This is a genomic window from Burkholderia sp. Tr-20390 (assembly GCF_017104595.1).
Classification (GTDB): domain Bacteria; phylum Pseudomonadota; class Gammaproteobacteria; order Burkholderiales; family Burkholderiaceae; genus Burkholderia.
The window spans coordinates 1-12,921 of sequence record NZ_JAAGPC010000215.1 but is presented as its reverse complement, the minus strand read 5'-3'; the positions used below and the strand labels follow the sequence as shown (position 1 = coordinate 12,921).

At 67.4% G+C, this 12,921-nt stretch carries 15 protein-coding genes; 5 read left to right on the top strand and 10 right to left on the bottom strand.

Going from position 1 to position 12,921, the window contains the following annotated elements; genetic code table 11:
- The 4 genes from G3N98_RS34600 to G3N98_RS34590 all read left to right on the top strand — a co-directional run.
- On the top strand, positions 1–618 hold a 618-nt coding region (locus G3N98_RS34600), incomplete at its 5' end, for a flagellar hook-length control protein FliK (protein ID WP_206150654.1).
- Entirely contained in the window at positions 615–932 is a 318-nt protein-coding gene (locus G3N98_RS34595; RefSeq protein ID WP_089431830.1) for an EscU/YscU/HrcU family type III secretion system export apparatus switch protein, read from the top strand. The genes G3N98_RS34600 and G3N98_RS34595, both read left to right, overlap by 4 nt.
- A gap of 38 nt (positions 933–970) precedes the next feature.
- Positions 971–1,105 (top strand): hypothetical protein, encoded by a 135-nt coding sequence (locus G3N98_RS40270; RefSeq protein WP_277396939.1) that lies wholly within the window; start codon positions 971–973, stop codon positions 1,103–1,105.
- Between the two features lie 96 nt (positions 1,106–1,201).
- The gene (locus G3N98_RS34590; RefSeq protein ID WP_085041894.1) at positions 1,202–1,936 is read left to right on the top strand and encodes a PepSY-associated TM helix domain-containing protein; all 735 of its coding nucleotides are present in this window, start codon (positions 1,202–1,204) and stop codon (positions 1,934–1,936) included.
- 110 nt (positions 1,937–2,046) lie between these two features.
- Here G3N98_RS34590 and G3N98_RS34585 read toward each other — a convergent pair whose 3' ends face one another.
- From G3N98_RS34585 to G3N98_RS34540, 10 genes are all read right to left on the bottom strand, one after another.
- Complete coding sequence (locus G3N98_RS34585; RefSeq protein WP_039354764.1) at positions 2,047–3,072, bottom strand: XdhC family protein; 1,026 nt, start codon at positions 3,070–3,072, stop codon at positions 2,047–2,049.
- A 210-nt stretch (positions 3,073–3,282) separates the two neighbouring features.
- Positions 3,283–3,786: a hypothetical protein gene (locus tag G3N98_RS34580; protein ID WP_089426546.1), complete on the bottom strand. Its 504-nt coding sequence runs from the start codon at positions 3,784–3,786 to the stop codon at positions 3,283–3,285.
- Positions 3,787–4,328: 542 nt separating this feature from the next.
- Positions 4,329–5,735, bottom strand: a complete 1,407-nt coding sequence (locus tag G3N98_RS34575) for an amino acid permease (RefSeq protein WP_089426545.1) — start codon at positions 5,733–5,735, stop codon at positions 4,329–4,331.
- Positions 5,736–5,951: 216 nt separating this feature from the next.
- Positions 5,952–6,608 carry a response regulator transcription factor RqpR gene (rqpR, locus tag G3N98_RS34570; RefSeq protein WP_059232953.1) on the bottom strand — a complete coding sequence of 219 codons (657 nt, stop codon included), beginning with the start codon at positions 6,606–6,608 and terminating at the stop codon, positions 5,952–5,954.
- Positions 6,609–6,615: 7 nt separating this feature from the next.
- Entirely contained in the window at positions 6,616–7,431 is an 816-nt protein-coding gene (gene rqpS / locus G3N98_RS34565) for a quorum system sensor histidine kinase RqpS (protein WP_206150653.1), read from the bottom strand.
- Positions 7,432–7,848: 417 nt separating this feature from the next.
- Positions 7,849–8,619: a ferredoxin--NADP reductase gene (locus G3N98_RS34560; RefSeq protein WP_089426542.1), complete on the bottom strand. Its 771-nt coding sequence runs from the start codon at positions 8,617–8,619 to the stop codon at positions 7,849–7,851.
- A gap of 234 nt (positions 8,620–8,853) precedes the next feature.
- On the bottom strand, positions 8,854–9,501 hold the full coding sequence (locus tag G3N98_RS34555; protein ID WP_206150652.1) for a LysE family translocator: 648 nt from the start codon (positions 9,499–9,501) through the stop codon (positions 8,854–8,856).
- 98 nt (positions 9,502–9,599) lie between these two features.
- Positions 9,600–10,415, bottom strand: coding sequence for an endonuclease/exonuclease/phosphatase family protein (locus tag G3N98_RS34550; protein ID WP_011353499.1), 816 nt, complete (start codon positions 10,413–10,415; stop codon positions 9,600–9,602).
- A gap of 5 nt (positions 10,416–10,420) precedes the next feature.
- Positions 10,421–10,909, bottom strand: coding sequence for a hypothetical protein (locus G3N98_RS34545; protein ID WP_089473708.1), 489 nt, complete (start codon positions 10,907–10,909; stop codon positions 10,421–10,423).
- 146 nt (positions 10,910–11,055) lie between these two features.
- Positions 11,056–11,775, bottom strand: a complete 720-nt coding sequence (locus G3N98_RS34540; RefSeq protein WP_206150651.1) for a nitroreductase — start codon at positions 11,773–11,775, stop codon at positions 11,056–11,058.
- 229 nt (positions 11,776–12,004) lie between these two features.
- On the opposite strand from G3N98_RS34540, the gene G3N98_RS34535 reads away from it, so the two are divergent.
- Positions 12,005–12,921: AAA family ATPase (locus G3N98_RS34535; RefSeq protein ID WP_206150650.1), on the top strand; the 917-nt coding region annotated here is incomplete at its 3' end.

Below are 12,921 nucleotides of genomic sequence, written 5' to 3'. Positions count from 1 at the left end.
CCGCACGATACGGTCGATCTGCTCGGCGACCGGCCCGATGCGCGCTGGACGCCCGCGCGGGCCGAGCTGGCCACCGCGTCGTCCGATTCGCAGGCGCAGACGCTCGCGACCGTGCATCCGGCCGCCGTGCCGCTCGTCAGGCAGCAGCTCGACGCGCTCGCGACCGACCAGTTCCGCTGGGCGGGCGAGGCGTGGCCCGGCGCGCGGCTCGACTGGACGATCGAGCCCGACGATCCGGGCAACCGTGCGTCGCGCGGTGACGGCGACACGGGCGACGGCATCGCCTGGCGCACGCGCCTCACGCTGACGTTGCCGTCGCTCGGCACGGTCGACGCGGAACTGGTGCTGAACGGCACGCAGCTCATCGCGCGGCTGCGTGCGAACCAGGCGGGTGCCGACCGTCTCACGCGGCACGAGGCGGCGCTGCGGCAGCGGCTCGAAGTGTCGGGGCTCAAGGTGGGCGGGCTGTCGATCCGCGCGGTCGACGACGGCCCGGACGGCTTCGACCTGTTCGCGGCCCAGGCGGCGGCCGCCGCGTATGCGCGCGGTTCGGCCTCGACTTCGGCCAGCGGCCCGGCGACGCGTGCGCCGGATACCGACGACGAGGCGCTGTCATGAGCATGACGTCCCGCAAGCGCGCGGCCGCGCTCGTCTACGATCCGAAGGGCGGCGATGCCGCGCCGCGCGTGGTCGCAAAGGGCTACGGCGCGCTCGCCGAGATGATCGTCGCGCGCGCGCATGACGCCGGGCTGTACGTGCATACGGCGCCGGAAATGGTGTCGCTGCTGATGCAGGTCGATCTCGACGACCGGATTCCGCCGCAGCTCTACCAGGCGGTCGCCGATCTGCTCGCGTGGCTGTACTCGCTCGACCGTACCGAACCCGCGCCGGACGCCGCCGCATCGCGCTTTCCGCTGCCGCCGCTGCGCTGAACGGCGCTGCGTCGCGCGATTTCTTACGAAATGCCGCCTTGACCTTGCAAGGTCATTCTGTCGGTATTTTTCGCCTATCGGGCGGCATCGTGCCGCAACGCTCGCGCTTCGCCGGTATTTCCTCGCTCGACGGGCTTGCCGCTCCATATCCGGCCGGATTGAGCGCGCAATAGATTTGTGTAATGATATCCATTCTCATTTTCATGCTGCCCGGGCGGCGCGCACGCTTTGCGCGCCGCCCGTTGTTTTGAACGAATGGAATCTCTCGCGTGAACGCGCCCGAAACGATCAATCCGCCCAAGACGGGGACTTCCCGCGCCGGCGTCACCGTGCTGCACCCGGCGGCCCGCCCGCTGAGCGACGACGAACTGGCCGCGCGCCGCCAGCGTTCGCGCCGCGCGACCTTCATCAAGTGGCTGCGCAAGGTGCATGGCTGGGTGGGGCTGTGGGGCGCGGTGCTCGGGCTGCTGTTCGGCGTGACGGGCGTGCTGCTCAACCACCGCGCGCCGCCGCTGAAGATTTCGACCGGCGAGCCGCAGGTCGAGGAGATGCAGATCGCGCTGCCGGATCCGGCGCCGAAGACGCCCGCCGCGATGACGAAGTGGCTGCAGCACGAACTGCATTTCGACGGCAAGCCGGGCCGCATGCGCAAGGAGCCGGCGCAGCCCGTCGCGTGGGGCGACAAGCGCGTGATGCAGCCGGAGCACTGGCAGATGGGCCTGTTCGGCCCGCACCAGAACCTGCAGGCCGAATACTGGGTCGGCAACGGCTACGTCGCGGTGAAACGCACGGGCAACACGTTCCTGACGACGCTGAACAACCTGCATCGCGGCGTCGGGATGAATCTCGGCTGGGTGCTGCTGATGGACACGATCGCGGGCTCGCTGATCCTGCTGTCGCTGACCGGCGTGCTGCTGTGGACCGAGCTGAACAAGCGCCGCACGGTCGGCGTCGTGCTGGTGGTCGGTTCGGTCGCCGCGGCGCTGGCCGCCGGCCTGACCTGATCGGCGGCACGCGCCGGCCTGGCGCCGGCGCGTGCGCTTTCGCCTGTTTCGTCCGCTTCGCCCGTCGCGGACGCCTGCCTGGCGCGACCGCGCGCCAGCGTCGCCAGTGATCAGAGGCCGCAGGCCGCGCCGCTGTTCGCCGCGATCTCGCGTGCGGCCTTCGCGCCCTCGACCTGCAGGATCGTCGGCAGCGACACGTTGTTCTTCGCGGCGGTGATCTCGGCGAGGATCGAGATCGCGATTTCCGGCGGCGTCCGGCTGCCGATGTAGATGCCGGCCGGCCCGTGCAGCCGGGCCAGTTCCGCTTCGTTCAGGTCGAATTCGCGCAGCCGCTCGCGCCGTGCCGCATTGTTGCGCCGCGAGCCGAGCGCGCCCACGTAGAACGCGGGCGTCTTCAGCGCCTCCATCAGCGCGAGATCGTCGAGCTTCGGGTCGTGCGTGAGCGCGATCACCGCCGAACGCGCATCGAGATTCATGTCGAGCACCGTATCGTCGGGCATCGTGTGCACGACGCGCGTACCCGGCACGTCCCACGCATCCGTGTATTCCTCGCGTGGATCGCACACCGTCACCTGGTAGTCGAGCCCGACCGCGATCTGGCACAGATAGCGCGACAACTGGCCGGCGCCGATCACGAGCATCCGGTAGCGCGGCCCGTGGATCGTCACGAGCCGCTCGCCGTCGAACGCGAGCCCGTCGGCCGCCTGCGCGGGCGACAGCGATGCGCGGCCGGTCGCGAGCGTCATCGTGCGCGTGACGAGGCGGCCGGCCTCGACTTCCGCGCACAGCGCGGCAATCCCGCTGTCGCGCGTGAGCGGCTCGAGCACGAGCTGGATCGTGCCGCCGCACGGCAGACCGAAGCGGTGTGCTTCCTCGGCCGTCACGCCGTACTTGAGCGCTTCCGGGCGCGCGTCGGCCGCGATCCCGCTTGCGTGCACCCGGGCGATCAGGTCGTCCTCGATACACCCGCCGGACACGGAGCCGACCACGAGCCCGTCCTCGCGCACCGCGAGCATCGCGCCTTCGGGGCGGGGCGACGAGCCCCACGTCTTCACGACCGTCACGAGCAGCACGCGGCGCCCTTCTTCGAGCCAGCGCGCGCTGGATTTCAATACATCGAGATCGACGCTTTCCATCATCTTCTTCCTGTTGCCGGGCGACGCCGCCGATGCGGGCCGCCGTTCGATGGCGCGATTATGAACCGGCCGCGGCAAGCGTGCAGGCGACGGGGGAACGCGCAAAACGGGGAAGGGAGAAGCGCGGCAGCGAGGAAGGCGGGCAGGGCGGCCCGAGGCGGGCCGCCGGCAGCTCGCCGGACGGACGCATCCGCCCGGCGGGTCGCTCCGTCAGAGCGAGCCCAGGTACTGCGTCAGGTTGCGGATGTTGTTGTCGTACGCGTTCGGCGAGCCGAGCTCGACGCCGCCGCTGCGCACGTAGTACTCGAACGGCACGGAGCGGGTGCCGAAGAACGGCAGGAAATTGTCCGGTTGCAACGTCGTGCCGTTCAGACCGATCGCCCAGTTCCGCGACTTGTACAGCTCGAGCTCGCGGATGGTCGCCTGAACCTGATTCGTCTCCGACGCGCGAATCGCGGCGATGTGCTGCGTCAGCGTCTCGATGTTCGCCTGGTAGGCGCTCGGTTCGCCGACCGAGACACCGCGCGCGCGGACGTAGTAGCTGAACGGCAGGTTGCGCTCGGTGAAGAACGTCAGGAAACCGTCCGGCGCCAGCGTATCCCCGTTCAGCCCGATCGCCCAGTTCTTGCTTTGATAATCCTTGAGCCCCGCGATCGTCTGGTTGGCCGCGCTGATTTCGACCTTCGCCGTGACGTTGACCAATGTATTGCTCATGACAGACCTCTCTGGTTCTTGTTGAACTTCGAACAGGTACCGCGACATGCCTCCGGACGGAGGCAATAAAATACCGTCGACCGGATTATCGGGCCGTGATTTTTTAATTAAAAATATGCTGAAAATTCGTTTTTGAATGCGCGATGAAGTTGTGTTTTATAAAAAGGCGCTTCGATGAAATCGATGGCATCCCGCCGCGCTCCTGCTGCGGCCTATGCCCCGTCTGGTCTAGGTGGGGCGGGTATGCGACCGGCCGACCTGAATACTAGGTTGGCGAATGCAAGAGTTCAATGTCGGGCGCGTGATTATTTTCTTCTATTCATATTCAATTCGGTCGAATTACATTTTTAATCGATAAAAATGCCGATCGGAATCGAATATATCGGCATTCGAAAAATAACCAGTGGAAACGGGAATTGACGCGAGGATCGTTGCAGGAAAGGCAACGTGGCGGCGGGACGGGTGAAGGCAGGGCGGGGAGGGCGCGGAGCCGGCGTCCGGCTCCGCGGGGGCGCACCGTGCCGCGAGCGGCACGGCGGCGCTCAGTGCGCGTCGTGGTGACCGTGCGCGAGCTTCGAGTGATGGCGCGAGTACAGGAAGTAGATCGCGAGGCCGATCACGAGCCAGATGCCGAACGCGGCCCACGTGATGGGCTGCAGGTTCAGCATCAGGAACAGGCATGACGCGACCGCGAGGATCGGCACCACCGGCACGCCGGGGCAGCGGAACGCACGCGGCAGGTCGGGGTGCGTGCGGCGCAGCACGAGCACGGCGATCGACACCATCGAGAACGCGGCGAGCGTGCCGATGTTGATCAGCTCGGCGAGCACGTTGAGCGGCACGAGCGCGGCGATCAGGCCGAAGAACAGGCCGACGAGCCAGGTCGTCAGGAACGGCGTCGCGTAGCGCGGGTGCACGCGCGACAGCGCGGCCGGCAGCAACCCGTCGCGCGACATCGCGAAGATCACGCGCGTCTGGCCGTAGCTCATCACGAGGATCACGGTCAGCATGCCGAGCACGGCGCCGAGATCGATGAAGCCTGCGACCCACGTCTCGCCGGCCTTCTGCAGCGCGTACGAGATCGGGTGCGAGATGTTCGCGTACTGGGCCGACGGCACGATGCCGGTCGCGACCGCGGCGACCGTCACGTACAGCACCGCGCACACCGCGAGCGACGCGATGATGCCGATCGGCAGGTCGCGTTTCGGGTTCTTCACTTCCTCGGCCGCCGACGACACCGCGTCGAAGCCGATGAACGCGAAGAACATCACCGCCGCCGCGCCGAACACGCCGTTCCAGCCGTGCGGCATGAACGGCTTCCAGTTCGCGGGCGTCACATGGAACACGCCGACCGCGATCACGAGCAGCACGACCGACACCTTGATGAACACCATGATGTTGTTGATGCGGGTCGACTCGCGGATGCCGATCGACAGCAGCGTCGTGATCACGATCATCACGAGGAACGCGGGCAGGTTGAACCACGTGACGACGCCCGGCACCGCACCGGGCGCGGCCGTCAGCACGGTGGGCAGCGTGAGCCCGAAGCCCTGCAGCAGCGACTGCAGGTAGCCCGACCAGCCGACCGACACGGCCGACGACGCGAGGCCGTATTCGAGCATCAGGTCCCAGCCGATGATCCACGCGACGAGTTCGCCGAGCGTGGCGTACGAATACGTGTAGATCGAGCCGGCGACGGGGATCGTCGACGCGAACTCCGCGTACGACAGCGCGGCGAGGCCGCACGCGATCGCGGCGATCACGAACGACAGCATCAGTGCGGGGCCGGCCTGCACGGCGCCGGTACCGGTCAGCACGAAGATGCCGGTGCCGATGATCGCGCCGATGCCGAGGAAGGTGAGGTCGATCGCGCCGAGCGCTTTCTTGAGCCCGGCGGCATGCGCGCCGGCGATCATGCGATCGACGTTTTTCTTGCGGAAGAGAGACATTGCGGATGAATCGCCAGCGCGCGCGGGCGCGGTAGCGCTGACTGAGTGAAAACCCGTAATTTTAGCCGATTTGGCGCGCAAGACCCGCTGCAGCGCAGCGGTAAGTCACAAAATCGTCCGATAAAACAAGCGCTTGCGCTTCGGGCGGGCGACAGCGGGCGGCGACGCGGCAGGTGCCGCGTCGCTGGGCCGGACGAATCGGGTGACGCGGGGGAATCAGGCGCCGGCCGTGGGCGCCATGTCGACGAGCCGGTTGCTCATCACGTAGAACGTGAGTTCCGCGTTGTTCGACAGCCGCATCTTCTCGAGCAGCCGCGAACGGTACACGCTCACCGTCTTCACGGACAGCGACAGCGTGTTCGCGATGTCGGTGAGCCGCTTGCCCGACGCGAGCATGCAGAGCGTCTGGTATTCGCGGTCGGACAGCTTCTCGTGCGGCAGCGGTTCGTTCTCGAACGACACGTATTCGGCGAGCGCCTCGGCCATCGCGGGGCTCACGTACTTGCGACCGGCCGCGACCTGCTGGATCGCGCCGATCATCTGCGCGGCGTTGACCGTCTTCGACAGGTAGCCGGCCGCGCCGGCCTTCAGCGCGCGCACCGCGTACTGATCCTCGCGATACATCGAGAACATCAGCACCGGCGTGCGCGACAGCTTGCGCTTGAGGCGCTTGAGCACCTCGATGCCGTTCGTGTCCGGCAGCGAGATGTCGAGCAGGATCACGTCGAATTCCTGTTTGTCGACGGCGGCCATCGCGTCGCCGCCGGTTTCGGCCTCGGTGACGTCGCGCGCGACGCCACGGTCGATCAGCAACTGGCGGATCCCTTGCCGGACGATCGCGTGATCGTCCACCAGCAGGATGTTCAGGCTCATGACGACCTCACGAAAGCGACGCGCGGCGGGCCACGACGGGCACCGCGAGCAGCGAATCCCAAGCGAAGCGCGCGGTGACGCGCGTGCCGTGGCCGGTGGCCGGCGTGGCCGTCTCGAAGCTGCCGCCGAACGCCTCGCAGCGGGCGCGCATGCCGGCCAGACCGTAGCCGGTGCGGCGGTTCCGCGAGAAACCGGTCCCATCGTCGGAGACAATCAGTGACAGGTGCGTGCCGTCGGTGGTGATGCGCACGTCGACCGACGTCGCGCGTGCGTGCTTCGCGACGTTCGACAACGCTTCCTGCGCGACGCGGAACACCGTGAGCGCGCTGGCCCCGGCGAGCTGCGTCAGGCGCGCGTCGGCCGCACAGACGAAGCTGGTGCGCAGGCCCGTGCGGGCCGCATGGGTGTCGGCCCACGACGACAGCGCGCCGACCAGGCCCGCGTCGAGCGCCGGCGTGTCGCGCTCGTCGATCAGCCGACGATTTGCGTCGGTCGCGGCGTCGAGCGCCTGCTGCGCCAGCGCCAGCGCGCGCAGGCAACCCTCCGGCGCATCGGCCGGCAGCCACGTTTGAACGTTTGCGAGCGCGAAACGCGCAGCGGTGAGTTCGGCACCGAGCCCGTCGTGCAGCTCGCCGGCCAGGTGGCGGCGGGCCGCTTCGTCGGCGGCGAGCAACTGGGCAGACAGCGCTGCGATCCGCGCGGCGGAGGCGCCACGTTTCGGCGCCACGTCGGCAATGGGCGGAGTCGCGACGCAGCCCGGCACGAGCTGTTGCGACGGGAACGGGGCGTGGGCGCCCAAAGGCGCGTTAAGCGACGTATCCATGACTCTCCCTGCTGTCAGAAAGCGGTTCAGACACCGGCTGGCTGCGTGGATCGGCTGCCGTTTCGATGACGGTCGCCGCCAGAGAATCGCCCCCTGCCGAGGTAACAAAAGTTACGTCTTGTAACACTTGCATCCGACCCTTCCACTCTCATCCGAACGGCAACCGCGCGCGGCGAATAATATCTCAAAATTTCCGAAAAGGTCATGTCAGGCGGACATTTAAGGGTAAATGTGAATAATCGGAATGAAGGTGTTGTAGGAAAAACACTGACACCCGAGCGCCGGACCGTGACGTATCCAAATGTAACTATTTGAGATGGGATGATCCCAATTTGTTACGAATTCGCCAAGTAGGGACGAAAAAAAACCGGAGCTTTCGCTCCGGTCCTTGATGCCGCGCAAAAATTGGGGGATCGATCAATCCACGAACGCGCGCTCGATCACGTAGTGGCCCGGCGCGCTGTTCTTGCCTTCGACGAGGCCGGCCTGCTTCAGCAGCTCGGTCGTGTCCTTCAGCATCGCGGTGCTGCCGCACAGCATCACGCGGTCGTTTTCCGGCGAGAACGGCGGGACGTCGAGATCCGTGAACAGCTTGCCCGTTGCGATCAGGTCGGTGATCCGGCCTTCGTTGTCGAACGCTTCGCGCGTGACCGTCGGGTAGTAGACGAGCTTTTCCTTGATGATGTCGCCCAGGTACTCGTGGCCCGGCAGGTCGTGCTTGATGTAGTCCATGTACGCGAGCTCGCCCTTCAGGCGGCACGTGTGCGTCAGGATCACCTTGTCGAAGCGGTCGTAGATGTCCGGGTCGCGGATGATCGACATGAACGGCGCGAGGCCCGTGCCCGTCGACAGCATCCACAGCGTCTTGCCCGGCAGCAGGTTGTCGGCGACCAGCGTGCCCGTCGGCTTCTTGCCGATCAGCACCGTGTCGCCCACCTTCAGGTGCTGCAGGCGCGACGTCAGCGGGCCGTTTTGCACCTTGATGCTGAAGAATTCGAGATGCTCTTCGTAGTTCGGGCTGACGATCGAGTAGGCGCGCGCGAGCGGCTTGCCGTCGACCTCGAGGCCGACCATCGTGAATTCGCCGTTGTTGAAGCGCAGGCTCGCCTCACGGGTGCAGGTGAAGCTGAACAGCGTGTCGGTCCAGTGATGGACGGATTGGACGGTGGCGGTGTCGTATTTGCTCATGGCTTTGAAAACGGACGCGCGTAGCGAACGCGAGTAACGGGCCCAAAAACGGGCAAAAAACCGAGTGCGACGGCCCGATCACGGATCGGCCGGCCGGCGCGTCGGACACGCGCCTTCTCGATGACAGACGATTGAGGAACTCGTTATTTTACCCTGTTGACGCAGATCGCGGGCTTGACCCCCGTGGCCGCGCGGATTTGGCGCAACGAATTATTTCAATCACCTTTCAGTTTCTTAGCGCTCGGCCGCGAGTTTTGCACCGAGGCCGACGAGCGCCACGCCGCACAGCGCGTCGAGCGGGCGCCGCACGCGCCGGTAGCCGCGCTGCGCGCGCGGGCTCGCGAACAGGTACGCGACGCACGAATACCAGCCGGCCGACAGCACGCCGATCGTCACCAGCACCGCGCCGTTGAACCACAGCGGCACGTGCGCGGGCAGCATCGCCGCGAACACGCTGGTCCAGAATGCGCACGATTTCGGGTTCGTCAGGCAGGTGAACAGGCCGCTGCGATACGCACGCAGGTAGTCGCGCGCGTGCGGCGCGGCCAGCGGCGCGCATTCGTCGGGCGCGTCGGCCGGCGTCGTATCGCGGCGCACGCCCGCGCGCAGCAGCTTGAAGCCGAAATACACGAGGTAGACGGCGCCGCCGATCCGGATTGCCTCATACAGCCATTCGACCTGGTGCAGCACGGCCGCGAGGCCGAGCATCGCGAGCGTCGCCCAGGCGATCGACGCGGTGCCGACGCCGAGCGCCGACGCGGCGCCGAGGCTGCGCCGGCCCGCGAGCGACAGTTGCGAAATCATGAAGAAATTCGGGCCGGGGGTGATCGCCGCGACGAGATAGACGACGGCGATTTGCAGCAGGATCGGCAGGTAGGTCATGGCGGCGCAGCCCGGCGGCGGGGCGGAGCGGAAGGGGCAAGGCGTTAATGTAGCGCACGCCGCGCAATCCGGCTGAGATCGGGCCGAGGTGGGGAGGCCTATTGCGGATCGAGGCGCAGGCGCGCGATGTACGGCAGGTGGTCCGACAGCCACGCGGCCTCGCCGGACGGCGCGCGCCATTCGAGCGGCGTCAGCCCGCGCACGAACATCTTGTCGAGCGCGAGCGCCGGCGAGAACGCGGGGAACGTGCGGCCCGATTCGCCGAGCAGCGTCGCGACCTCGGACAGCCCGATCTCGCCGAACAGCGCGACCGAATCGTTGCGCCAGTCGTTGAAGTCGCCGGCGAGCATCAGCGGGCCGTCGCCTGCGTTGCGCACGATCCAGTGCGCAATCCAGTGCATCTGGCGCAGCCGTGCCGCGCGCGTGAGCGCGAGGTGCGCGCACAGCAGCGTGACCGGGCGGGCGCCCGCGAGCGTCGCGCGCGCGACCAGCAGGCCGCGCCGCTCGAAACGGTGCGCGGAGATGTCCCAGCGGCCGCCGAGGTCGAGCGGATGCGGTGACAGGATCGCATTGCCATGCCGCCACGACGGCTTGAACACGTTCGGCCCGAGCGCGATCTGCCAGTCGAGCGCATGCGCGATCTCGGTGGCCTGGCAGTGCCAGACGTCGTCGACCGCGTCGTCCATCGGTGCGCCGAAGCCGGGCGCGAGCACGGGGCGCGGCATGCGGCGCGCCATTGCTTCCTGCAGGAAATACACGTCGGCGTGCGTCGATTGCATCCAGTTGCGCATCGCGTTCCACGCGGTGAAGCCGAGCGGCGAGCGGCCCTTGTGCAGGTTCCAGCTCACCGCGGTGAGTTCGTCGGGTGCGGCGTGCGGTTCGGCGAACGGCAGGGACAGGGCGTCGGCGGACATGACGCTCAATCCTTCGCGACGTGCGCACGCACGCGGTACACGAGGTGCGGATGTTGCTCGACGAGCGTCCAGTCGGTCCACGCGTCGGCGCCGACCGTCAGGCCGGGGTGGCTCGCGACGATTTGCCGCGGCGACGCGGGCACGCACGGATCGGCCGGCTTCGCGCCTTCGTCGTCGATCGTTTCCTGCACGTCGAGCGCGAGCGACACCGTGTTCGCGCCGGCATCGACGGTGAGCGGTGCGACCGTCACCGCGCGCGAGCGCTCGGTCGGCACGACGCGCGCGGCATTGCCGCAGCCGACCGGCACGGCGGACGGATAGCGATGGGTATCGGTACGGGTCTGACCCACGGTGGTGCGCTGCTGGAACGTGTCGATGGTCTGACCGTCGCGTACGACCTGGATCTCCCACGCGACGGAGGCTGGTGCGGGGCTCTGCGCATGGGCGGCGAGCGCGATGCTCGCGAGCAGGACGGCCAGGCCGTGTTTCAGCATGAAACGTCTCCGGAAACGCGGAATAGCGGGGAACGGACGCACATCTTACGCCCGATCGATTTCGATCGCGATGTGACAGGATGCGTCGCGGCAGGTTCGCCGCACGATGCATGCCTGTTCGAAAGGTAGGGCCGCGTCATGCGTTTTCAAGCGAAAAAGCGCGTGAACTCGGCGACCGGCGCGCGCTCGGTGACGAGGCGGTTCTCGATCGCGTCGGGGTCCGCATGGCCGAGCGACATCCCGCACACCAGCTGTTCGTTGGCGGGAATGCCGAGGTGTTCGGTGACGATCCGGTGAAACGGCACGAACGCGGCCTGCGGGCAGGTATCGAGCCCGCGTGCGCGTGCGGCCGTCATCACGCCCTGCAGGAACATCCCGCAGTCGAGCCAGGCGCCGTAGGTCATCACGCGGTCGAGCGTGAAGAACAATGCGACCGGCGCATCGAAGAAACGGAAGTTGCGGGCGTGTTGCGCATGCATGCGCGCCTTCTCGTCGCGGCCGATGTTCAACAGGCCGTACAGGTCCCAGCCGACCTTGCGGCGTCGGTCGATATACGGCGACACCCATTCGCGCGGGTAGTAGTCGTACTCGGCGACGTATTTCTCGTCGCGCGCGGGATCGTCGTGGGCCGCGGTGAGCGCGGCGGCGAGCGCATCGCGCGTGGCGCCCGTCGCGACGTACACGTGCCACGGCTGGATGTTGGTGCCCGACGGCGCACGGCTCGCGGCTTCGAGGATCGCCTCGAGCGTGTCGCGCGGCACCGGCGTCGGCAGGAACGCGCGAACCGCACGGCGCGACGTGAGCGCCGCGTCGACGGCGTTGATCGCATCGGCATCGACGCGCGGAAAAGCAGGGGGGACGGACATCGGCATACCTTTGGGGCGGGGGCCGACGCGCCGCGCGGGCGCGGTCGGACGGGCCGGTGCGGCGGGTGGGTGAATCGACGATCATACGCCGCGGCGCGCCGGCGTGCAGCGCGCGCGGGTGTTAGCAGCAGACGCGCGCGGCTGCTTGCTTGCGCGGGGATGCGGGATCGCTACACTGAAATCGTAAGGGTCTGATGATCGTGTAACGGCAAGCGGGAGCGAGGTTGGTATGACGACGGCGATGGTGAAACAGGAACTGGCGGTGGCATCCTTCAGCACGGTGTACGACCTCGAGCAGGTCGAGACGGCGCTGAGTGACCTGAACGAGAGCGCGAGCGACGCACTGCGCGCCACCTACGAGAGGATGCTCAAGACGGGCAATCTGCGCTTCTGCGTGAAGCCGAACCGGATGCCGTCGTTCGACGCGCTCGGCGAGGCATTGCCCAATTTCGCCGAGCCGCTCGAAGACGTGCGCAAGCAGGTCGCGCTGTGCCTCGAAACGGAGGACCGGCTCGAACTGATGCCGATCCTGCTGCTCGGGCCCCCGGGCATCGGCAAGACGCACTTCGCGAAGGCGCTCGCGCAACTGCTCGGCACCGCGTACCACTACGTGCCGATGAGTTCGCTGACGGCCGGCTGGATCCTGTCGGGTGCGTCGTCGCAATGGAAGAACGCGAAGCCCGGCAAGGTGTTCGATGCACTGGTGAACGGCAGCTACGCGAACCCGGTGATCGCGGTCGACGAGATCGACAAGGCCGGCAGCGATGCGCAATACGATCCGCTCGGCGCGCTGTATGCGTTGCTCGAGCACGACACCGCGCGCGCATTCATCGACGAATTCGCGGAAGTGCCGATCGATGCGGGCAACGTGATCTGGATCGCGACCGCGAACGAGGCGCACGCGATCCCGGAGCCGCTGCTCAACCGGATGAACGTGTACGAGATCGAGCCGCCCGACGCGGCCGGCGCGCGCCGGATCGCGCAGACGATCTACGACGAGATCCGCACGTCGCATGCGTGGGGGCGGCGCTTCCCGGGCACCCTCGGCGACGACGCGCTCGACGTGCTGGCCGCGACCCCGCCGCGCACGATGCGCCGCGCGCTGCTGCACGCGTTCGGCGCCGCACGGCTCGACGGGCGCGACGA